The 21,519-nt window shown below is 69.6% G+C and carries 26 protein-coding genes; 15 read left to right on the top strand and 11 right to left on the bottom strand.

Annotation, left to right across the window (positions count from 1 at the left end):
* Positions 1-17 precede the first annotated feature (17 nt).
* Positions 18-1,259 (bottom strand): DUF7096 domain-containing protein, encoded by a 1,242-nt coding sequence (locus GM656_RS04080; protein WP_162412368.1) that lies wholly within the window; start codon positions 1,257-1,259, stop codon positions 18-20.
* 154 nt (positions 1,260-1,413) lie between these two features.
* Here GM656_RS04080 and GM656_RS04085 point away from each other — a divergent pair, with 154 nt between their 5' ends.
* From GM656_RS04085 to GM656_RS04120, 8 genes are all read left to right on the top strand, one after another.
* A complete protein-coding gene (locus GM656_RS04085) occupies positions 1,414-2,508 on the top strand; it encodes a helix-turn-helix transcriptional regulator (RefSeq protein WP_162412369.1) in 1,095 nt (364 codons plus the stop codon).
* A gap of 90 nt (positions 2,509-2,598) precedes the next feature.
* Positions 2,599-3,390 (top strand): electron transfer flavoprotein subunit beta/FixA family protein, encoded by a 792-nt coding sequence (locus tag GM656_RS04090; protein ID WP_162412370.1) that lies wholly within the window; start codon positions 2,599-2,601, stop codon positions 3,388-3,390.
* Positions 3,390-4,343, top strand: a complete 954-nt coding sequence (locus GM656_RS04095; protein WP_162412371.1) for an electron transfer flavoprotein subunit alpha/FixB family protein — start codon at positions 3,390-3,392, stop codon at positions 4,341-4,343. Before GM656_RS04090 ends, GM656_RS04095 begins: the two co-directional genes overlap by 1 nt.
* A 94-nt stretch (positions 4,344-4,437) precedes the next feature.
* Positions 4,438-5,280: a polyprenyl synthetase family protein gene (locus GM656_RS04100; protein WP_162412372.1), complete on the top strand. Its 843-nt coding sequence runs from the start codon at positions 4,438-4,440 to the stop codon at positions 5,278-5,280.
* A gap of 42 nt (positions 5,281-5,322) precedes the next feature.
* Positions 5,323-5,886 (top strand): AAA family ATPase, encoded by a 564-nt coding sequence (locus tag GM656_RS04105; RefSeq protein ID WP_162412373.1) that lies wholly within the window; start codon positions 5,323-5,325, stop codon positions 5,884-5,886.
* Positions 5,883-6,305, top strand: coding sequence for an RNA-binding domain-containing protein (locus tag GM656_RS04110; protein ID WP_162412374.1), 423 nt, complete (start codon positions 5,883-5,885; stop codon positions 6,303-6,305). Before GM656_RS04105 ends, GM656_RS04110 begins: the two co-directional genes overlap by 4 nt.
* Entirely contained in the window at positions 6,302-6,928 is a 627-nt protein-coding gene (locus tag GM656_RS04115) for an HAD family hydrolase (RefSeq protein ID WP_162412375.1), read from the top strand. The genes GM656_RS04110 and GM656_RS04115 overlap by 4 nt, the downstream gene beginning before the upstream one ends.
* 147 nt (positions 6,929-7,075) lie before the next feature.
* Positions 7,076-8,008, top strand: a complete 933-nt coding sequence (locus tag GM656_RS04120; RefSeq protein WP_162412376.1) for a hypothetical protein — start codon at positions 7,076-7,078, stop codon at positions 8,006-8,008.
* 16 nt (positions 8,009-8,024) lie between these two features.
* Here the strand turns inward: GM656_RS04120 and GM656_RS04125 are convergent, their stop codons facing one another.
* From GM656_RS04125 to GM656_RS04155, 8 genes are all read right to left on the bottom strand, one after another.
* Positions 8,025-8,372 (bottom strand): hypothetical protein, encoded by a 348-nt coding sequence (locus GM656_RS04125; RefSeq protein WP_162412377.1) that lies wholly within the window; start codon positions 8,370-8,372, stop codon positions 8,025-8,027.
* A gap of 115 nt (positions 8,373-8,487) precedes the next feature.
* Positions 8,488-9,543, bottom strand: coding sequence for a molybdopterin-dependent oxidoreductase (locus GM656_RS04130; RefSeq protein ID WP_162412551.1), 1,056 nt, complete (start codon positions 9,541-9,543; stop codon positions 8,488-8,490).
* Positions 9,544-9,580: 37 nt separating this feature from the next.
* Positions 9,581-10,546 (bottom strand): lamin tail domain-containing protein, encoded by a 966-nt coding sequence (locus GM656_RS04135; protein ID WP_162412378.1) that lies wholly within the window; start codon positions 10,544-10,546, stop codon positions 9,581-9,583.
* An 81-nt stretch (positions 10,547-10,627) separates the two neighbouring features.
* Positions 10,628-11,302: a 3,4-dihydroxy-2-butanone-4-phosphate synthase gene (gene ribB, locus GM656_RS04140; RefSeq protein WP_162412379.1), complete on the bottom strand. Its 675-nt coding sequence runs from the start codon at positions 11,300-11,302 to the stop codon at positions 10,628-10,630.
* Entirely contained in the window at positions 11,289-11,987 is a 699-nt protein-coding gene (locus GM656_RS04145) for a DUF120 domain-containing protein (protein WP_162412380.1), read from the bottom strand. The genes ribB and GM656_RS04145 overlap by 14 nt, the downstream gene beginning before the upstream one ends.
* A 269-nt stretch (positions 11,988-12,256) precedes the next feature.
* Entirely contained in the window at positions 12,257-13,237 is a 981-nt protein-coding gene (twy1, locus tag GM656_RS04150) for a 4-demethylwyosine synthase TYW1 (RefSeq protein ID WP_162412381.1), read from the bottom strand.
* A gap of 74 nt (positions 13,238-13,311) precedes the next feature.
* Positions 13,312-13,449, bottom strand: coding sequence for a hypothetical protein (locus GM656_RS19005; RefSeq protein ID WP_174242929.1), 138 nt, complete (start codon positions 13,447-13,449; stop codon positions 13,312-13,314).
* 318 nt (positions 13,450-13,767) lie between these two features.
* The gene (locus tag GM656_RS04155) at positions 13,768-14,340 is read right to left on the bottom strand and encodes a peroxidase-related enzyme (RefSeq protein WP_162412382.1); all 573 of its coding nucleotides are present in this window, start codon (positions 14,338-14,340) and stop codon (positions 13,768-13,770) included.
* A 145-nt stretch (positions 14,341-14,485) separates the two neighbouring features.
* On the opposite strand from GM656_RS04155, the gene GM656_RS04160 reads away from it, so the two are divergent.
* Positions 14,486-14,959 (top strand): DUF6789 family protein, encoded by a 474-nt coding sequence (locus GM656_RS04160; protein ID WP_162412383.1) that lies wholly within the window; start codon positions 14,486-14,488, stop codon positions 14,957-14,959.
* 3 nt (positions 14,960-14,962) lie between these two features.
* On the opposite strand, the gene GM656_RS04165 is transcribed toward GM656_RS04160, so the two are convergent.
* Positions 14,963-15,484, bottom strand: a complete 522-nt coding sequence (locus tag GM656_RS04165) for a helix-turn-helix domain-containing protein (RefSeq protein WP_162412384.1) — start codon at positions 15,482-15,484, stop codon at positions 14,963-14,965.
* Positions 15,485-15,631: 147 nt separating this feature from the next.
* On the opposite strand from GM656_RS04165, the gene GM656_RS04170 reads away from it, so the two are divergent.
* The 6 genes from GM656_RS04170 to GM656_RS04195 all read left to right on the top strand — a co-directional run bounded on the left by GM656_RS04170 (position 15,632) and on the right by GM656_RS04195 (position 20,655).
* The gene (locus tag GM656_RS04170; protein ID WP_162412385.1) at positions 15,632-16,003 is read left to right on the top strand and encodes a NifU family protein; all 372 of its coding nucleotides are present in this window, start codon (positions 15,632-15,634) and stop codon (positions 16,001-16,003) included.
* 158 nt (positions 16,004-16,161) lie between these two features.
* Positions 16,162-16,707, top strand: a complete 546-nt coding sequence (locus GM656_RS04175) for a CDP-2,3-bis-(O-geranylgeranyl)-sn-glycerol synthase (protein WP_162412386.1) — start codon at positions 16,162-16,164, stop codon at positions 16,705-16,707.
* Between the two features lie 60 nt (positions 16,708-16,767).
* Positions 16,768-17,940 carry a hydroxymethylbilane synthase gene (gene hemC, locus GM656_RS04180; RefSeq protein WP_162412387.1) on the top strand — a complete coding sequence of 391 codons (1,173 nt, stop codon included), beginning with the start codon at positions 16,768-16,770 and terminating at the stop codon, positions 17,938-17,940.
* A complete protein-coding gene (gene cobA / locus GM656_RS04185) occupies positions 17,937-18,692 on the top strand; it encodes a uroporphyrinogen-III C-methyltransferase (RefSeq protein ID WP_162412388.1) in 756 nt (251 codons plus the stop codon). The genes hemC and cobA overlap by 4 nt, the downstream gene beginning before the upstream one ends.
* Positions 18,692-19,462, top strand: a complete 771-nt coding sequence (locus GM656_RS04190) for a uroporphyrinogen-III synthase (RefSeq protein ID WP_162412389.1) — start codon at positions 18,692-18,694, stop codon at positions 19,460-19,462. Before cobA ends, GM656_RS04190 begins: the two co-directional genes overlap by 1 nt.
* A complete protein-coding gene (locus GM656_RS04195) occupies positions 19,459-20,655 on the top strand; it encodes an MFS transporter (RefSeq protein WP_162412390.1) in 1,197 nt (398 codons plus the stop codon). The genes GM656_RS04190 and GM656_RS04195 overlap by 4 nt, the downstream gene beginning before the upstream one ends.
* A gap of 5 nt (positions 20,656-20,660) precedes the next feature.
* Here GM656_RS04195 and GM656_RS04200 read toward each other — a convergent pair whose 3' ends face one another.
* Positions 20,661-21,386 (bottom strand): PspA/IM30 family protein, encoded by a 726-nt coding sequence (locus GM656_RS04200; RefSeq protein WP_162412391.1) that lies wholly within the window; start codon positions 21,384-21,386, stop codon positions 20,661-20,663.
* Positions 21,387-21,519 lie beyond the last annotated feature (133 nt).

Genomic DNA, 21,519 nt, shown 5'->3' on the forward strand with positions numbered 1-21,519 from the left:
AGGCCAGTCCGCGGGCGTCAGCGCCCGTTCTCGACGCGAACGGAGATCCGTTCGCCGTCCTGTGTCGTCACGGTGACCGTGTAATCGTCCTGCGGTTCGATCGACCAGAGCGCGCCGTCCGTGCCGGTCGTGCCGACGCGCTGGCCGTTGATGGCGACGGTACCCTCGATCGGCGCGGCGGTCGCGTTGTCGGACACGGCGATCAGGAGCGGCCCCGATTCGTAGGACTGACTGACTTGGAGGCGCGTCGACTGGTCCACTGCGGTAGCAACGGTCGAGCGCTCGACGGTCGACAGCTCGATCGACTGGTACTCGTAGAAGACGTTCGCCGTCCCGCCGTCGAGGAAGGCCGTCAGCTGGCCGTTCGGGTGATCGGCCTGGAGCTGGTAGATCGCGGTTCGGCCGTACGTCTGGACGGCCGGGTACTGCTCGCTGTAGAGCCACGGGTAGAGGCCCTCGGCGCGTGAGTTGACCGCCCCGAGCGGGTCCGGCGTGTCGGCGAACTGATCGGGCGACTCCGGCCGGCGCTCGCTCCCGAGGTACGTCTCGCGGGTGTACTGCCCGTCGGTGACCGTCGATAGCATGTATCCGGTCGAGGACGCCTCGAGGTACACCGTGGTCGCGTCTGCCTCGCCGGTGGCTTCAGTCGCCACCTGCCGGCTGATGGGGCCACGGAAGGTCTTGAGGACGCCGCGGTTGTTCTCCAGTCGGAACCGCTGGGCCTGCGACAGCGAGTAATCGGGGGCCGTCCCCGCGGCGGTCCGAACCCGTTCGAGCCGCCGCGTCAGCTGTCTGGATTCGGTGTCGACGAGCGCGCGCTGGCGAAGGAACTCTTGGGTGGTGAGCGCGCCGCTCGCGTATCGCTGCGTCGCGGATTCTTGCTGCCGTTCCAGACGCTCGACGCGCGTCTCGATGTCGGCCAGCGTGTCGGCGACGAGCTGGTCGCGTGCGGCATCGGTATCCCGCCGGAAGAACTCCTGTTCGAACTTCGAGACGGCGTAGCGCGAGCGGAGCTCACGGGAGCCGGCCGCGACGGCCACCCCGACGTCGATCGAGGTCCGGTTGTAGGTCGCCACGCGGACTTCGCTGTCGGGTATCGAGAGGTGGTTCGTCGTGTTGTCGACGACGGTGATCTGCGGGAGGGACTCGCCGTCGGCCGCCTGTGCGGGTGCGGTCGGCGCCGCGACGGACCCGGTCGCCGGAACGGCGAGTGGCACCACCAGGAGGAGGGCGACGAGAGGTGCGAGGAGGGGGCGCATCAGCGGCGATTACTCACTGACCGTACAAAAACCCCACCATTCTCCACGCAAAGATAGTCGCCTGAGACGGCACGAGACCTTTCAAAGAGCGCTCTGACGTTTTATTCACGGATGGAAAGGGTTTTGCCCCCAGGCTGATGAGCAGTGAACGAGAATGACCCCGCGGGTATCAGGTGCCCTCCTCCTCGTCCTGGTCGCCGTGCTGGCGATCACCCCGCTCGCGACCGCGGCGACCCCGGCGGCCGCCACCCCCCTCCAGCAGACGACGGCGACACCGGAGCCGGTCGCGGAGAACACGACGTTCTCGCTGCAGATCCGCGAGAACGGCGACGCGAGATGGACGATTACGGACACGTACGCGCTCGAGACCGAGAACGAGAGTCAGGACTTCAGCGGCTTCGGTGAGGACTTCGCCAACGGCGACGCCGAGGTGGGATGGCTCGACGCGTTCCGGACCGCGAACGACGCGGCGGGCACGGCGACGGGTCGCGAGATGGAGATCACCGCGGTCTCCCGCAACTACACGGTCTCGGACCGGAAAGGGCAACTCGTCCTCGCGTTCACGTGGACGAACTTCGCGACGCGCTCCGGCGAGGATATCGTCGTCGGTGACGCGTTCAACACGACCCGCGGAACGTGGTTCAACAGCCTGACCGAGGACCAGCGGCTGGTGATCTCGCCGCCGACCGGATACGGGGTCGAGAGCGCACCGAGCGCCGTCGACGACGGCAGGCTCACGTTCGAGGGCCCGCGGACGTTCGAGCCCGGCTACCTGTCGATCGTGTACACGGGCGAGCAGTCGCTGGAGGCGACCGACACGGACACGCCGGCGACGTTCCTCGGTGACGGCGGCTCGCTCTGGATCGGCGGAGTCGTCCTCGCGATGCTCCTCGTCGGCGCTGTGGGCTACATGGTCAGACGAGGCCACGCCGGCTCGCTGCCGTCGGCGGCGAGCGGGACCGACGACGAGGACGACGGGGACGTGACCGAGCCCCCGGCCGACGGGGAATCGGCGGACGACGTCGACGTCGAACTGCTCAGCGACGAGGAGCGGGTCGAGCGGTTGCTCGAGGAGAACGGCGGCCGCATGAAACAGGCCCGGATCGTCACCGAGACCGGGTGGTCGAACGCGAAGGTCTCCCAGTTGCTCTCCTCGATGGACGAGGACGACCGGATCGACAAGCTCCGCATCGGCCGCGAGAACCTCATCTCGTTCCCCGACGAGGACATCACCGACTTCGACGAGTAAGGACCAGCGCGGCGGTCAGCCCTAATAAACGACCCCGCGGTGGTTTCTGGTTCGGAAACGTTTATTCGCGGTCCGGTCGCACGGGCCAGTATGAAAATCCTTGTCACGGTGAAGGAGGTGGCGGTCGTCGACGACGAGTTCGAGATCGACGGGCTCGGCATCGACGAGCGCTACGTCACGGCCGATCTCAACGAGTGGGACGAGTACGCCGTCGAGGAGGCCGTCCAGATCAAGGAGGCCGGCGACGACGTGGAGGTCGTCACCGTCACAGTCGGACCGGAGGGGACCGAGGAGACGATCCGGCAGGCGCTAGCGAAGGGGGCCGACCGCGCGATCCGGGTCTGGGACGACGCGCTCGCGGAGGCGGGACTGCTCGACCCCGAGACGAAGGCCGAGATCGTCGCCGCCGTGGCCGCCGACGAGGACCCGGACCTGGTGTTGACGGGCGTCCAGTCTGCCGACGACGGGTTCGGCGCGACAGGCGTGACACTCGGCGAGAAGCTCGGCTTCGAGTGGGCCGCCGTCGTCAATGCCCTCGATCTCGACCGTGACGCGGGCGTCGCCCACGTCCGCCGGGAGCTGGAGGGGAGCGTCGAAGCGCTGACCGACGTGGAACTGCCCGCGGTGCTGACGATCCAGACGGGCATCAACGATCCACGGTACGCGAGCCTCCGGGGCATCCGGCAGGCACAGAGCAAGGAGCTGGCGACGAAGTCGCTGTCGGAGGTCGGCCTCGACGCGGCGGCCGTCGAGAGCCCGCTCGAACAGACCTCGCTGTACGAGCCGGAGACCGAGAGCGAGGCGACGGTGTTCGAGGGGAGCGCCGAGGAGACGGCCGGAGAGCTTGCGACGCTCCTCCGCGAGAAGGGGGTCGAGAACTGATGTCGGTCCTCGCAGTCGCCGAGCACCGGCGCGGCGAGCTCCGCGACGTGAGCCTCGAACTGCTGACCGCCGGGCGCGAACTGGCAGACGACCTAGACGGGGAGCTCCACGCGGCGGTCGTCGGCGGCGACGTGGACGCCTTCGGCGAGAAGCTGAACCGCGAGGGCGTCGACGCCGTGCACACGGTCGACGCCGGCGAGGAGTTCAACCACGACGTGTACACGCAAGTGGTCGCCCAACTCGCCGAGGAGCTGTCACCCTCTGTCGTGCTCATGCCGAACACGGTCGACGGCATGGACTACGCACCGGCCGTCGCCAGCCGCCTCGACCGGCCGCTGGTGACCGACGCTGTCGCCCTCGACACCGACGACGGGCTCACCGTGACTCGGGAGCTGTACGGCTCGAAGGTCGAGACGACCATCGACGTGCACGCCGAGCGGGCGGCCGTGACGCTCCGTCCGTCGGAGTGGCCGACGGCGGAGGGCGTCGGCGACGCGACGATCGAGGCGTTCGACGCGACGATCGACGAGAGCGCGGTCCGGTCGACCGTGACCGGCTTCGAGGAAGTCGGCGGCGGCGACGTAGACATCACCGACGCCGACGTGCTGGTGTCGGTGGGCCGCGGTATCGAGGAAGAGGAGAACCTCGACATGATCTTCGACCTCGCCGACGCGCTCGGCGCGACGGTCTCGGGGTCCCGACCGCTCATCGACAACGGCTGGCTGGCGAAAGACCGGCAGGTCGGCCAGAGCGGGAAGGTCGTCACGCCGGACGTGTACATCGCCATCGGCATCTCCGGAGCCGTCCAGCACGTCGCCGGCATGAAGGGGTCTGACACCATCGTCGCGATCAACACCGACCCGAACGCGCCGATCTTCGACATCGCCGACTACGGCATTCAGGACGACCTGTTCGACGTGATCCCCGCGCTCATCGAGGAGTTCGGCGGCTGACGCTCGGACGGTCCGGGCGGTTCGGTGGATTCGAGCGGTCGACAGCCATCGCGGGTGGCAAGGTACTTTTTACGCTAGTCCTAAGGGGGCGATAATGGAGTATCTGGAGCGCCGGCGCGACCGGGTCGAGGAGCGGTTACAGGCGGTCCTCGACGGCGTCGAGCCGGACGAACTCGCCGAGGAAATCCGCCACGTGGCGCTCTCCGGCGGCAAGCGGGTCCGCCCGACGGTGACCGTCCTCGTCTGTGAGGCGCTCGGGGAGGAGCCGGCGGACGCTGTCGACTACGCGGTGGGCATCGAACTCGTCCACAACGCCTCGCTGGTCATCGACGACATCATCGACGAGTCCGAGCTTCGCCGGGGGACCCCGGCCGCCTGGGCGGCGTTCGGCCACGGCCCGGCGATCATCGCCTCGGACGGCCTGCTCGGCGAGGCGTTCGACCTGTTCTCGACGGACGAGCGCGCGATGCAGACCGTCTCTGAGTCGATGGTCGAACTCGGCGAGGGCGAGGCGATGGAGCTCGTCGAGCAGCCCTCGAACGAAGAGGAGTACATGGAACTGGCCCGGCGGAAGACCGGCGCGCTGTTCCGGGCGGCCGCGGAGCTGGGCGCGATAGCCGCGGATTCGGACCCCTACACGGTCGAGGCCGTCGGACGGTACGCCGAGCGGGTCGGCGTGGCGTTCCAGATGCGCGACGACGTGCTGGACGCGACGGCCGACGCCGAGACGCTGGGCAAGCCCACCGGTCACGACGCCGAGATGGACCGCCCCTCGCTGGTCGAGGTGACGGACCTGACGCCCGAGGAAGCGAACGAGCGCGCCCACGCCGAGTCCGACGCCGCGCTGGAGGCGCTGTCGACCGTCGACGCGCCCGACTCCCAGTCGATGGAGTACCTGCGCGACCTCGCGGAGTTCGTCGTCGTCCGCGAGCGCTAGCCGAACGGGAGGCTTTTGGCCGCCGCTCGATTACGGCCGCCAATGACAGTTATCGGCATCGTCGGGTTACCGGGCAGCGGCAAGAGCGAGGCGGCCAACGTCGCCGCCGAGATGGGCGTCCCGGTGGTGACGATGGGCGACGTGATCCGCGAGGAGTGTCGCGACAGAGGTCTCGATCCGGCGGCGGACCACGGGACCGTCGCGAAGGCGCTCCGCGAGGAGAACGGGCCGGCCGCCATCGCCGAGCGGTCGCTCCCGATCATCGAGGACGCGCTCGACGACCACGACACGGTGCTCGTCGACGGCCTCCGCTCGGACGTGGAGGCCGAGGCGTTCGCGTCGGCGTTCGGCGAGGACTTTCTCCTCGTCCAGGTCGACGCGCCCTTCGAACTGCGCGCCGAGCGCCTCGACCTGCGGGGCCGCGACGCGTCGGCGGCCGACGGCGGCGAGTCGCTCGAAGCCCGCGACGAGCGCGAACTCGGCTTCGGCATGGGCGAGGCGATGGAGATGGCCGACGTGACCATCGAGAACACGGAGACGCTGGCGGCGTTCCAGCGGAAGGTGCGCGTACTGATCCGGGACGGCCCGGAGGGGCTCGACGGATGAGCGCGGTCTACAGCGTCGACGTGGCCATCGCGGCCCCGGTCAACGACACCGAGGTGACGGACAGGGTCGCAGACGCGGTCCGGACCCTCTTCCCCGAGGCCGAACTCGACCACCGGCGGGGCGAACTCGTCGCGGAGGTCCACGCGATGGAGGCGTTCTCGGAACTGCTACACCGGGCCGAGATCCTCGACACCGCCCGCTCGGTCTTCTTCGACTCGCTCGAGGGCGACACGTTCGCCTTCGACGTGAAGAAGCAGGCCGCCTTCGAGGGCCGCGTGAACTTCGCCGTGGGCGAGCCGTCCGAACTGGGCGACATCCACGTGACCGTGACGGTCCGCGAACCGGACGCCGAGGCGTACATCGACTACGTCGCGCCGCCGACCGAAGACGGGACGCCGATCTCGCCGTCGGACGAATGACCACCGCGCTCTGTTTCGACCTCGACGGGACGATCGTCCACTACCCCGAGCCCTACGAGGCGGTCGTCCGCGAGACGCTGGAAGCGCACGGAATCGCGTTCACCAGCGACCTGGAGTCGGTGGGCGAAGACGCCTTCCGGGCCGCGTTCAACGCGCTGGAGCCCGATCCATACCGACAGTCGATGGCCGCGGTCGTCGAGGCGGCTGACGCGGACGCCGACCCCGACGCGATGGTCGAGACGCTCCGCCGGAACGAGTACGCCGCGACGACGGTCCCCGAGGCTGCCCGCCTGAGCCTCTCGGGGCTGGCCGACGACGCGGACGACCGGCTCGCGGTCGTCACCAACGGCGTCCGCGACTGGCAGGTCGGCAAGCTCGACCACCACGGCCTGACCGACCTGTTCGACGCCGTCGTCGCCTCCTACGAGGTCGGGGCGCACAAGCCCGACTCCGCCCCGTTCGACGCCGTCCGCGAGCGGGTGCCGGCCGACGAGTACGTCATGGTCGGCGACGAGTACGAAGCCGACGTCGAGGGCGCACGTGCCGCCGGGTTCGTTCCCATCCACTTCGAAGACGGCGACGACGGCCCGGACCTCTGGGCGACTATCGACGCGCTGCTCTGACCGGGGCGCGAATACCGGCTTCGGTCAGCGGGCCGCACAGCCGTCGGTGGCCCCGACTTCGGGTAAGGCAATAGTACCGCGATAGCGCCATCACGAGAGCGAGATAATCCTCAAATAACTATCACCGCCTGATTTGGAATGGTCCACATGGGTGACACTGACAAAACAGGCCCTGCAGAGTCTATCGACCGCCGTCGACTCCTCGGCGTTATCGGTGGCGGGGCCGCGGGCGCGTTGCTCGGGACCGGCGTCGGTGCGGCGAGACCGGACCACGCCAACGGCGGGAACGGAAACCGAGAGCGCGGACCCCCCGGGAACGGCAACGACGGTGTCGGGCCGTGTACCTGTGACAGCTGTCCCGAGGGGACGTTCTGCGGGAAGATCGAGGGCGCGCCGGAAGACAGCGAAACGTACACGTTCGAGTCCGACGGCGACAGTTTCAGCGTGACGATCGAGAGCGTGACCGAAAAGGAGGGCGGAGAGGTCACGTGCTTCGAGTTCTCCACCGACGACGAGATCGAGCAGGTGTGCGTCAAGGGCGGGCCGGACATCGCGACGTACGACGACGACCCCGAAGGGACGGAACTGTGCGCACCGGAGAATCCCGGCGGCCAGCAGGCGGCCATCAGCAACGTCTCGTTCTGCGGGACCGCCGGGGACGAACTGGAGTGCTACCAGATCGACCTCGTGGAGGGCGAGGTTATCAAAGAGTTCGGCGGTGACGACGACCCCGGCGAAGCGGGATACGGTGACGCGCGGCGGTTCGAGGACTTCAGCGTCTGCGAGGACGGGAGTAACCGGCAGAACCTCGATCCATCGGGAACGCGTACGAGAGAAGGCTGTGAGATCAAGTGGGAGAATCTCGGCTTCGATTCCGCGGACAACACGGCCAGCGTCTATGTCGAACTCCTGTCGTCGGACAACGGGTCCTGTACGATCACGCTGGCCGGCTACCTGCTCCCCGACGGCGAGACGGAGTACGACCCGGACACGCTCACCGACCAGGAATACCGCGATCACGACACGGCCGGCCTCGAGGAGGGCGAGTCGGTGACCCTGTCGATCGACCTCGACGACTGAGCCGCGACGGCGGCACTCAGCCGGTGACGGCGACGAGTATGATGCCGGTGTTCCACACCGTCACCGCCACGCCCAGAATTGACAACCCGAGCGGGATGCCGACCGAATACGGCCACGAGGCGTACTTCCAGATGGCGAAGAACGCCGCGATGACCCCGGTTTTCAGGAGTGTGAGCGACAGGAGCGCGCGCTGTTCGAGCAGGAGCGCGACGACGGGGCTGAGTTCGACGACGCCGGCGACGCTGTAGCCGATGGTCGTCGTGACCAGGTCGCCCACGCCGAAGAAGGCGACCGCGACCAGCCAGAGGTGCGCGTCGACGTTGGAGGGCAGCGCCGCGCGCTCGGGGGAACCACGCCAGTTCATGCCATCCGCTACCCGGGGTCACTACTTCGTTAGCAGTCGCTTCACTGACACCACTCGTCGGTAAGCCCCGCTTTCCGTGGATAACGGCGCCGTGAAACGTCCCGCACCGCTCCCCTCAGAGCCCGCTGACGAAAATCGCGAGCCACTCGCCGACCTCGCGGCGCTCGCTGACGCGGACCGACTCGACCCACTTGACCCACTGGAAGCCGCGGCGGCCGGGCGCGACGAGGCGGAGCGGGTAGCCGTGACCGTGGGCCAGTCGCTCGCCGTCGACGTGCGTGGCCAGCAGCGCGTCGCGGGCCTCCGCCAGCGGGAGGCTCCAGCGGTAGCCCGTGACCGAGCGGAACTGCACCCACGCGGCCTCGTCGGCAGTGTCGGCGGCGTCGAGCAGGTCGCCCACGCGGACGCCGGTCCACTCGTGGCCCGAGTACCAGCCGCTCGTGCAGTCGAGGATCGCCCGCTCGGTCGCGTCGGGCGCGAGCTGGTCGGCGTCGTAGGCCCGCTCGTGAGCGACGCGGCCGGCGACCGACAGCGACCAGTCGGCCGCGTCGACGGGGTCCGGGTCGTCGGCGACCCAGCTCGTGACCGGAAATCGGTTCCCGTCGCCGGTCCCCTCCTCGCGCGACCCGGTGTAGCGCCGGTCCGCGCCGGCCGACTCGATGGCGTCGTTGACCGGCCCCTGGACCCGCCAGAGGAGCGCACCGGCGGTCACCAGCCCCGCGTACCGGAGTACGTCCCGTCGCCCGCCGCGCGTCGCGTTGGCCGGGGAGTGAAAGCGGTCGCAGAGGTGCCACAGGAGCAGCGGCGGAACGAACAGTCCCAGGCCGACGTGGAGGTGAAACAGCCCCCACGGCCCGAGGTCCAGCGTGCCGCCGAACACCCACCAGACGCCGGTCCCGAGCGCGCCGAGGACGACGGTCGCGAGGACGGCCGAGAACGCGCGGATGCCGGTGAGCCGCGACGGGGCCACGCGGTGGGCCACCCGTCGGAGCTTCACCGGCAGGAGCAGGACAAGCACGACCCCCGAGAGCGCGTGTGCGTCGATGATCCACGCGGCGCTGGGCGTCCCGGCGAACGCCGTCGCCACGCCGGTCGAGAGCAGCGTCGCCACCGCGGCGAACAGCCCCCAGTCGACCGCGCGGGGACTCGGGGAGAGCCGCCCGAAGTTCATGAGTATCGTTGGCACTCGACTCGGTTATACTCCCGGCTCAGTACGAGCGCTCCAGGACGAGGTCCCCGTCGGCGTTCCTGACGGTGACGGTGTCGCCGCCGTTGTTCCAGACCGCGCCGGAGCGCCCCCAGTAGCGCTCGGTCGCCGTGTCGGTCCCCTGTCCGGTGTACAGCGTGACCGCGGCCTCCGAGTCGAGCGTGAGGTTCTCGAAGACGTAGCGGTGGCCCGCCTCGTCGGCGACCGTCCAGCCCGACAGGTCGACCGCCTCCTCGCCGGTGTTCGAGATGGTGACGTATTCACCGTTCAGGTTCTCGTTGTCGTTCCCCGAAGCGTCGGCGTGGATGTCGGTGATCGCGAGGCCGTTCGGCGCGGCGGTCACCGTCCCGCCGTCGGCGAGGGGCGTCCCCGTCACCGCATCGGGGTCCGTACAGCGCCAGAGCCCGTGGCGCTCCGTCCGGGCCGTCTCCTCGGCGGCGTAGAAGGCCTCGGCCCGCGAGAAGTCGCTGTCGTACACCCGCGCGTGGCCGGTGGCGACGAGGCGGTAGTTGTACAGCGTCTCGCCGACGACGACGTAGGCCAGCAGGCGGTCGTAGTAGCCCCGGCGGTCGAGCGCGGGGTCGAACGCCAGCCCCACCGTTTCGCCGAGGAGCCGCTGTTTGGCGAGCGTCGACGCGTCGACGCCGGCGTCGCGGAGACAGGCCGAGCCGGCCGTCGTCTCCGGAACGCCCTCGAACTCGGCTGGATCGTTCTCCACGTGGACCTCGGGCGTGTCGACGCCGACGAGGCGGACGGTGTCAGTCGTGCCGTTCGCGTACGCGACGCGAATCGTGTCGCCGTCGACCACCGCGGTGACCGACACCGTCAGGGCAGCGTCTGGCGCGTCGACCGTCGACTGCCCGCCGAGTCCGGCATCGGTCGGCTGTGACGGCGCGCCCGAGAGCGCGCTACAGCCGGCGAGAACGAGCAGAGCGGCGAGCGCGAGAGACACCGTGGCCTGTCGCATCGTCGGAACGAAGGGGTCGACGGTGACAAGCGTGCCGGTGTCGGTGGCGGAGAGAATCGGCGCCCGCGAGCGACCCGGAACTCAGGCGAAGCGCTCCAGCAGGCTGGCCCCCTCGACGTACACCAGGCCCTCGCGGTCGGCGTAGGCCCGCGCGGCCGCCGGAGGCAGCGCCGCGCCGGTCTCGTCGTCGAGCATCTCGCAGACGACGGCGGCCTCGGGCAGGTCGGCCGCGTCGGCGAGTTCGAGCGCGAGTTCGGTGTGGCCCTCGCGGTCGGCCAGGCCGTCGGGGGCGGCGCGGAGGAGGTGGACGTGCCCCGGGGACCGGAACGCCTCGCTGAAGGCCTCGGGGTCCGGGTCCGTCGCGGCGGCGGCCAGTTCGCGGATGGTCAGCGAGCGGTCCTCGTCCGTGATGCCGGTGAAGGTGTCGCGGTGGTTCACCGTCAGCGAGAACGACGAGCGCTCGTCGTACGCGAGGTCGTGATCGGCCGCCGTCGGGTGGTCGAGCACCTCCTGCAGGAACGGCAGTCCGAGCGCGCCGGCGACGCGGTCCGAGAGCGCGACGCAGACGAGCCCGCCGGCGTCGTTTCGCATCCGTGCGACGGCTTCCGGCGTCACCGCGCCGGCCGGGTAGACGAGGTCCGTCTCGCCCTCGCGGTCGGCGGCGTCGTGGACCAGCACCGGTTCGCCGCGGGCGAAGGCGGCGACGGCGTCGGCCACGCTGTCGGCGTCGACGGCGGCGTCCTCACTCCGAGACACGAACGATCACCTCGTCGCCGTCTTCGAGGTCCAGCACCTCGCGGAGCTTCTCCGGCGCGATGACCTCCAGTTGCTCCTCGCCGTGGTGGGTCCGCTCGGGCGCGATGACGTGGGCCGGCTCGTACTCGCCGTCGCCGCCCTGAATCGAGGCGGGGTAGCAGTACGCGGGCCCGTAGGTCCGCTCGTCGTCTTCCCAGCCCTCGATAGTGACCGGCTCTAGGGTACCCATCCGCGCGCGCTTGCGGACGCTCTCCTCGGTGAGTTCGAGGTTGAGCGTGCCCGCGAACGGCTCGTAGTCGAGGCGGTCGATGAACTGCTCCATGTAACCCGGGAGCGTGATGTAGTGTCTGCCCTCTCCCATCCCGGACGTGACGATGCCGGTCAGGTCGACGCCGGCGTCGGACTCGAAGATGCGCCGGTAGTCGGCGTACTCCGACTGGAGGCGGCGCTCGCCGTCGCCGGTGAGCGTGACCTCCTGCCCGTCGCTGACGATGTCCCGATCGACCAGCCCGGCGTCCTCCAGTCGCTGGAGGCGCCGCGAGGCGGTCTGGTTCGAGGCGTCCAGCCGACCCGCGAGGTCGGCACAGGACACCTTCGTCGGCCCGTCGAGCGCGCCGTCGAGCGCGAGCAGTTTCAGCGTCGCCAGTTCGTCCCGACCGACGCCCTGTCCCGTCGATTCAGCCATACGCCGGGATACGGAATCGCGCCGGATAAGCATACCGAAGATGAGATGCATTCCAAAAATGGAACGGCTGGCAACTGACGCGGCGTTGCAAAAGCGTCGCTGTATCCACGTTGGGGACGGGAACGTTTGAATCCAGTGCCGAACGGATTCGAAGCGGTATCGCCTCAGTACTCCGCCACCGCGTCGCGCTCCCGAGACCACCTTTTTCCGCGTCGGATGTGCTCGCATCGCTCGCACACCCTCGCGCAAAAACGTGGGCGAAAAATGCCTCAGTACTCCGCCACCGCGTCCCGCTCCCAGAACTCGCTCGACTTCTCCAGTTTCGGGACCCATGTCTGCTTCTCGCGGGCGAGCACCGCCACGCGCGACTCCTCGACCTCCTTGAGCACGTCGTGGTCGGGCAGGTACTCGCCCAGTTCCTCGGTGAACGCCCTGACCTCGCCGTGCTCGGGCATGGAGTCCCGGTCGAGGCGGCCCCGCGAGTGGCCGACGTGCATGTACGCCTTCATCTCGACGAAGTCGGCGTCGGCCCGGTCGCACATCGCCGCGTACCACTCGGGGTGGTGCATGTTGTGGCCCTTCACGAGCGTCGTTCGGATGACCGTTCGGGTGTCGTCTTTCTCGGCGAGCACGTCCAGCGTGTCCACAAGCGAGTCCCAGGCGTCGTCCTCGACTGCCTTCACGGTCGAGTCGAACGTCTTGCGGTCGGCGGCGTCGACGGAGACGTACAGCTGCGTGGGGTCACACCGTTCCAGCATCTCCGTGTTCGTCCCGTTCGAGACGAGGAACGTGGTGATGTCGCGGTCGTGGAACTCCTCGATGAGCTCCGGGAGGTAGGGGTACAGCGTCGGCTCGCCGTCGAGCGAGATGGCGACGTGGCGGGGCTCCATCGCCTCGTCGAACACCTCGCGAGGCACTTCGTCGTTGCCACCGAAACCCGACAGCAGTTTGCGCTGGAGTTTCACGGAGGCGTCGGCGACCGCCGCGGGGTCGTCCCACTCCACGTCGCCGAGTTCGTAGGCGTGGCCGGCGTGGTCGCGCCAGCAGAACACGCAGCGCTCGTTGCACTTGACGACCGGCGTCATCTGGATGCAGCGGTGGGACTCGATGCCGTAGAAGATGTACTTGTAACACTTGCCCTCGCCGCGCAGCGCGTTCTTCGTCCAGCCGCAGGTCTGGGCCGCCGTGTGGTTCTCGCTGTGGTAGGCCGGGTCCGACACCTGCTTGGGACCGCCGTCGGCGTCGCTCATTGGGAACGGGTTCTGCATCCAGCGGCAAAAACTCCCGGATGTCGACGGCCTGTCGACCGCGTACAGCGACTCGATTACGTCAGTTTGACGATTGGGTTACTCATGTGGTGTCCGACGACCATCCCGTTCTCCATGATCCGGTCGTACCCGTCCGCGTCGACTTCGATCCGCGTTTCGCTGTCCTTCTGCATCAGATAGAGCGTTTTGTCCATGCACGAAGGGAAGCCCTAGACGGGCAAGACCGAAACTGCTAGATGAATAGGTGACCTCCGAAAGCGACGCTATATGTATTAGATCGGCCGCCAAGCTGTCGCTGAGCCGGAAAATTTTCGGGCGTGGAGACGAGAGTTTTAGTATGGGGATAATTAGCACAGTATCCGGTCTCTTCGGATCGGAAGGGAGGCATTACCGATACCGCTGTCGCGACTGCCGGACGGAGTTCGCCCAGCGGGCGACCGGCGAGGACGACCTGATCTGCCCCGACTGCGGGAGCGACGCGGCCCGACCCGTCGAGTCGTCGTAACGGAACCTCAGCGACCCAGGTCGTAGAACTCCTCGTTCGGCCGGATGTCGGCCAGGTGCGCCAGGCGGTTCGAGAGGTTGAAGAACGCGGCGACGCTGCCGACGTCCCAGATTGCGCGCCGGCTATAGCCGCGTTCTTCGAGGCGTTCGAAGTCCCGCCGCCCGATGCGTTCCGGTGACTCGGTGAGTTTCACGGCGAAGTCGAGCATGGCCTCGTGGGTCTCGTTGATGTCGGCTGTCCGGTGATTGGTGGCGACCTGCTCGGCCAGTTTCGGCGCGTCGGCGTAGATGCGAAGCAGCGCGCCGTGGGCGACGACGCAGTAGAGGCAGTCGTTGACGCCGCTGACCGCCACGATTATCAGTTCGACCTCCTCGCGTTCCAGTTCCGTCTCCTCGACCAGCGCATCGTGGTACGCGAAAAAGGCCCGGAAGTGCGACGGCCGATACGCCAGCGCCGGGAAGATGTTCGGCGTGAACCCCGCGCGGTCTGTCTCCTCTTCGATACGGTCTCGCAGGTCCTCCGGGAGGCCCTCGACGTCGGGCGTCTCAAACCGACCCATCACCGTGCCATCATCTGCCATACCACCGATGCGGTCGGATCGGGCTTGAAACTTGCCGCTCGACCCCCGTTCGGATGGCGACCCGCACATAGCTCTTACGGGGACGTGGCCCCGCCCCGAACACCCTCGCCGGCTCTTTTCGCCCGCCCGGCGAGGATTCAGCCGCATGTCCACCACGACCGAAACGACCCGATCCTACGACCTCGGTACCGGCAACTGGAAAGCAGGCGTCCTCGGCGGCGTCGCGGGCAGCGCCGTCATGGGCGCGCTGATGCTCGCGATGAATCCGCCGACGCTCGCGGTCGCGATTCCCTCGCTGTACGCGCTCGCGCCGCCACCGAACCCGGCCGCCGGGCTCGCGGTGCACCTCGCCCACGGCGCGGTGTTCGGCGTCGTCTTCGCCGGGCTGGCCCGCCTGGCGAACGCGGACTCGCCCGGCACGCTCCTCGGGCTCGGTATCGGCTGGGGGATCGCCACCTGGGCGGTGTTCGCGGCACTGGTGATGCCGGTCTGGCTCGGGGCCGTCGGCTCGCCCGCGTCGCCCCCGTTCCCGAACTTCGCGCCGCCGTCGCTGCTGTGGCACGTCGTCTTCGGCGTCGTCCTCGGCGGCGTGTACGCGCTGACCGCCGACCGGCTCTGAGCGCTACGGCTCCTGGAACACCCGCCACCGGCGCTCGCCGGTCTCGGACTCGGCGATCGCCTCCACTTTCTCCCGTCCGAGCTCGTCGAGCTGACCGGCTGCCAGATTGACCCAGGACAGGAACGCCTCGCGAAGGCGCGCTCGGACGGTCTCGGGGTCCCGCGGCGTGTAGACGTACACGTGTCCGCCCGCGGGCCGGATCCGTCGCCGCTTCTCGACGACGCCGAGATCGGCGAGGTGATTGAGGTGGCGCGCGACCACGCTCCGGTCGTACTCGATCTGCTCCGCCAGCTCCGCCACGGTGAGCTCGCCGCCCTCCATGACACAGAGGCAGATTTCGAGTTCGGACCCGGACATCTCGAAGACCGTACGCGTGAGCGCCTCCAGCGACGGTTCGGTGACCGCGCCGGTCGGCTCGACGGGCGTCATCGCCTCGCCACAGCAGCGCGGCGGCTCGTTCGCGAGCGCCACGCCGTCGCAGTTCTCACACTCGAACGGACGCATCTGGTCACGGGCGTCTGACATACGGTCCGGTAGCAGCCGCGCCGGTAGAAGTGTCAGGTATGGTCGAGGTAACCCCTTCAGCCGACGGTCGACGACGGCTGCGAGGGCCGCCAGGCGAACGGGTCAGTCCAAAGGTCTAAGCCCTCCCGGGACCGAATACCACTCACTATGAGCACCGAGACAGAGGACGGGGACGACCTGCGCGAGCGCATCACGAACTTCCTGCGCCGGAACTTCCCGCAGATCCAGATGCACGGCGGGAGCGCCGCCATCGAGGAGATCGACCGCGAGACGGGCAGCGTCACCATCCGACTCGGCGGCGCCTGTTCCGGCTGTGGCATCTCCCCGATGACGATTCAGGCGATCAAGACGCGCATGACCAAGGAGATCCCGGAGATCGAGGAAGTCACCGCGCGCACCGGGATGGATCAGCAGGAGGGCATGGCCGGCGGCAGCGGCGGCATGAGCCCGTCGTTCCCCGGCGAGTCCCGCGGCGGCGACGTCGGCGGCGACGACGAGGGTCCCGAAGCGCCCTTCTGAGGTCAGCACTCGCAGTTTTTTCGACGCGACGGCTCGGAGCCGTCGGCTCGCCGGCCGCCGCGTGGCGGGTCGCCTTTTTGCCGGACCACGTGGGACCCCCGGCGTGACGCCCGCGCCGAGCCACACCGATTAAGACCACGGGGACAGTCGCCGCGAACATGGAGACTGTTGGGACCGTCGTGTGGGCGCTGTGGGCGATGTTGCCGGCGTACGTTCCGAACAACGCTGCGGTCCTCGCGGGCGGGGGGAGACCCATCGACGGCGGCCGGGTGTGGGGCGACAGCCGCCTCCTCGGCGACGGCAAGACCTGGCGCGGAACCGCGGCCGGGACGCTCGCCGGAACGGCGCTGGCGCTCCTCCTCAACGCGCTGTCGCCGGGCGTGAGCGCCGCCGTCGGATACGCCCTGCCGACGTTTCCGCTGCTGGCCGGCCTCGGGCTGGCCCTCGGTGCGATGCTCGGAGACATCGGAGCCTCCTTCCTGAAGCGCCGGTCGGGCCGAGAGCGCGGAGCGGCGTTCCCCGGGCTGGACCAGCTCGACTTCGTCGTCGGCGCGCTCGCCTGTGCGTTCGTCGCCGCGCCGTCGTGGTTCGGCGAGACGTTCACCCTCCCCGTGCTCGTCGTCGTCCTCGTGGCGACGCCGGTGCTCCACGTCGTGACCAACGCCGTCGCGTACCTCCTCGGCCTGAAGAACGAGCCGTGGTGAGCGAGGGCGGCGAACCGACGAAGAAGTGCGTTTTTACGCGCTGACCGAGGAGTGTCGAGTATGACTACACGCGGGGAGACGCTGCGACTGGCGACGCGGGGGTCGGACCTCGCGTTGCGGCAGGCGGAGACGGTCCGGGACGCGCTGTCGAGCCGCCGGCTCTCGGTCGAGCTCGTCGAGGTGGAGACGACGGGCGACCAGATCCGGGACGAGCTCATTCACCGGCTGGGCAAGACCGGCGCGTTCGTCCGGAGCCTCGACGAGAAGGTGCTGGACGGCGACCTCGACGCGGCGGTCCACTCGATGAAGGACATGCCGACCGAGCGTCCCGACCGCCTCGTCGTCGCCGGCGTGCCCGAGCGAGCGCCGGCCGAGGACGTGCTGGTGACACCCGACGGCCGCTCGCTGGACGAGCTTCCGGAGGGCGCGACCGTCGGCACGTCGAGCCTGCGTCGACGGGCCCAGTTGCTCGCCGAGCGGTCCGACCTGACCGTGGAACCGCTGCGGGGCAACGTCGACACGCGAATCGAGAAGCTGCTCGCCCCGTCGCTCCAGCGCGAACACCAGGAGCGCCACGAGGCCGAGCAAGAGCGCAAGGGCGAGGCGGGCGGCGACGTTGACGAAGCGGACGAGACAGACGCCGATAGCGAGGACCACCCCTACGACCGCACGGTCGAGGAGTGGTTCGACGACCTCACGGAACTGGAGCGGCGCTCGATGGGGCGCGACCTCGACGTGGAGTACGACGCAATCGTGCTGGCGAAGGCCGGCCTCTACCGCGCCGACCTCACGCGCTACGTCGAGCTGAGCGACCTCGACCCCGACCGCTTCGTCCCGGCCCCAGGGCAGGGCGCGCTGGCCATCACCGCCGTCGACGGCGACCTCGCCCTCGACATCAAGGAGCGCCTCGACGACCCCCAGACCCGCGTCGAGACCACCGTCGAGCGGACGATTCTCGAAGAGTTGGGCGGCGGCTGCGTCGCCCCCATCGGCGTCCACGCCACGCTCGAAGGCGGCGTCGTTCACACGCGCGTCCGGGTCCTCTCGCGCGACGGTGACGAGGAGGTCTCGGTCGCCCGCGACCTCCCCGCCGAGCGCCACATCTCGGCGGCCCAGGACCTCGCCGCGGAACTCGCCGACCGAGGGGCCGACGACCTCATCGCCGAGGCGAAACGGGAGACCGGTGGCGCTGACGACGACGCCGCGACCGCCCGGGAGGAAGACGACGCATGACCGAGACGGGGAAGGTGTACCTCGTCGGCTCCGGACCGGGCGACCCCGACCTGCTGACGGTCAAGGCCAAGCGCCTGCTGGAGGAGGCCGACGTGGTGCTCCACGACAAGCTCCCCGGCCCGGAGATTCTCGGCGCGATCCCCGAGGAGAAACGGGAGGACGTGGGCAAGCGCGCCGGCGGCGAGTGGACGCCACAGGAGTACACCAACGCGCGCATGGTCGAACTCGCGGAGGAAGGAAAGACCGTCGTCCGCCTGAAGGGCGGCGACCCGACGGTGTTCGGCCGCGGCGGGGAGGAACTGGCGCACCTCGCGGAGAACGAGATCCCCGTCGAGATCGTTCCAGGAATCACGAGCGCCATCGCCGGGCCCCAGGCCGCCGGCATCCCGGTCACGCACCGCGACCACGCCTCGTCGGTCTCGTTCGTCACGGGCCACGAGGACCCGACGAAAGACGAGTCGGCGGTCGACTGGGACGCGCTGGCCGCGACCGGCGGCACGCTCGTCGTCCTGATGGGCGTCGGCAAACTGCCCCAGTACACCGAGGCGCTGCGCGAGGCGGGGATGGACCCCGAGACGCCCGTCGCCCTCGTCGAGCGCGCCACCCGGCCCGACCAGCGCGTGGCGACCGGGACGCTCGACACCATCGTCTCGGTCCGGGACGAGGAAGAGATCGAGCCGCCGGCCATCACCGTCATCGGCGACGTGGCCGGCGAGCGCGAGCGGGTGGTCGAGTTCCTGGAGGGGTACTGATGCGCGAGGAACCGCGCCTCCGCGTGGCCGCGTTCCGCCCCGACGACGAGCGACTGGCCGACGCCGTCGAACTCCTCGAATCGCTCGGCGCCGACCCGGTTCCCGACCCGATGCTGGCAATCGAGCCGGCCACCGACGACGGCGGCGAGCCGGTCGCGCCACGGACCGACGCCGACTTCGTCGTCCTGACGAGCAAGACCGGCGTCGAACTCGCCGCGGACGTGGGCTGGGAGCCCGGCGCGGCCACGGTGTGCGCCATCGGCGAGCCGACGGCCGATGCGCTCCGCGAGGCCGGCTACGCCGTCGACGTGGTCCCCGAGGAGTACTCCTCGACGGGGCTGGTCGCGGCGCTCGACGACGAGGTGGCCGGCGCACGCGTCGAGGTCGCCCGTTCGGACCACGGCTCGGCGGTGCTGACCGACGGGCTCGAAGCGGCCGGCGCGTACGTTCACGAGACGGTCCTCTACCGCCTCGTGCGGCCCGACGGCTCTGGCGAGTCGGCCGACCTGGCGGCCGCCGGCGACCTCGACGCGGCGCTGTTCACTTCCTCGCTGACGGTCGAGCACTTCCTCGACGCGGCCGCCGAACGCGGCGTCCGGGACGAGGCGGTTTCGGGCCTGAACGAGGCGACCGTCGGCGCGATCGGTGAGCCGACGCGCGAGACGGCCGAGGGACTCGGGATCGTCGTCGACGTGGTCCCGGAGCGAGCCGACTTCGAGGAATTGGCCTGCGAGGTCGTCGAGGCGGCGGCCCCGACCCACCGCGAGTGACGGGGCGAGAGGCGTCGGGTCGGGGGTCGGCGACGACTCGCCAGCTCGGGCTCGTGACCGGCTGGCAGGTCGTCGCGAGTACCTGCTTCTACGCGCTGTTCGCCGGTACCGCACTCCTGCGTGACGCGATCGGTATCTCGCGGTTCCAGGTCGGGATCGTGGTCACCGCCGCGACGCTCGGCTACACCGTCGCGCTGTTCCCCGTCGGCGCGGCCGTCGACGGGGCCGGCGAGAAGCCCGTGCTGGTCGGCGGCCTGCTCGCGCTGGCCGCCGGCGTCGGCGCGGTCGCGCTCTCGGACTCGTTTCTCACGCTACTGGCCGCGGCCTGCCTGCTCGGCGCGGCGTACGCGACTGCGATGCCCGCGACGAACCGCGCCATCGTGACGAGCGTCCCGTCGGCCGTCCGCGGCCGCGCGATGGGTATCAAGCAGGTCGGCGTCACCGGCGGCAGCGGCGTCGCGGCGGTGCTGGTGGTCAGCCTCGCGCCCTCCGTCGGCGCGTGGAACCTCGGCTTCCTGGTGGCCGGCGGCGTCGCCGCCCTCGTCGCCGTCGCCTTCGCCGTCGGGTACCGCGGCGCGCCCGGCGGCCAGTGGCGGCTCCCCGACGTCCGCGCGCTCGCTGGGAACCGGGCCTACGTCGCGCTGGCGGCGGCGGGATTCTGCCTCGGCGCGGCGCTGTTCACGACCGTGGGCTACGCGACGCTGTACCTGACCGACGCCGTCCGCGTCTCGGTCGCCGTCGCCGGCCTCGGCTTCGCGGCGATGCAGGTCTCCGGAAGCGCCGGCCGGGTCGTCGCCGGCTGGCTCGCCGACCGGCGCGAGGAAGGCGAGGCGCTGGCGAACGCCTCGGTGCTACTGGGACAGGCCGCCCTCGGCGTCCTCCTGCTGGCCGCGCTCGCGATACCAGCGCTCTCGAAGCCGGTCGCGATTGCGCTGCTGGTCGGCGTCGGCGCGACGGTGCTCGGCTTCACGGGGCTGTACTACGCCTGCATGACCGCGCTGGTCCCGACCGAGGAGGTCGGGGCGGCCACCGCCGGCGGGCAGACGGCGCTCAACGCCGGTGCGCTCCTCGCGCCGCCCGCGTTCGGCTGGCTCGCCGACGCGAGTTCGTACCGGGCCGGGTGGCTCCTGCTCGCGGCCGTCGCCGCCGCCGGCGTCGCCTCGCTCGTCGTCGCGCGCCGCGAGACCGCCTGAACGGGCTACTCCGAGGCTTCTGCGCGCTCGCGTGACCCCTCGACCTCGGCGCGGAGCGTCGCCAGTTCGTTGTCGACGGCCCGCTCGCTGGAGAGGCGGTCGAGTTCGCGGTCGATGGAGTCGCCCTCGTCCAGCACCGATTCGAGGTCGCCGCTCTCCTCCAGTTCTTCGAGGGCGGCCGCGCGGGCCTCCATGCGCTCCGTGCGCTCGGTCGCTCGCTCGATGGAGCGGTGCACGTCGGCCATCGTGTCCCCGGCCCCGGTGAACGCCTCGGAGACGCGCGCCGACGCCTCTGCAGCCTCGTATCGGGCCTTCATCGTCTCCTTCTTGGTGCGGAACCGCTCGATCTGGCTGCTGAGCTCGGCGCGCTTGCCGACCAGTCGGTCCTGGGTCGCCTGCAAGTCGTCGATCTGCGCCGTCAGCTCCGATATCTGTCCGACGTTGACCTGCTTCTTCTCGAGGGCTCGGCGCGCGAGGTCTTCGCGGCCCTGCTGGAGCGCAGAGCGGGCCTGAGCGTCGTGTTTCTCGACGTTCTCGCGCAGGCGGCGGCGATGGATCTCCAGCCGTTTCTTCTGGGTCGTCACGTCGGCGATGCCGCGGGTCACGTCCTGGAGTTCGTCCCGCAGTTGCTCGTATGAGTAGTCCAGTTCCGCCGACGGGTCGGACGCCCGGTTCAGCAGGGCGTTGAGCTTCGACCTGACGAGGAACAGGAACCGGCCGAACAGACTCATCGTTGCCCCGCCCGGACGGGCACTCGAAGCGGACGCGCTGTGGTGGCGAACGAAGACATATCCAGTCGTACGGCTGACACCATTATAAGAGCGAGGTGTCGTCCCGGCTTAACACGTGGTTAATCGGGCGAAG

The organism is Haloarcula salina (genome assembly GCF_010119195.1).
GTDB lineage: Archaea > Halobacteriota > Halobacteria > Halobacteriales > Haloarculaceae > Haloarcula > Haloarcula salina.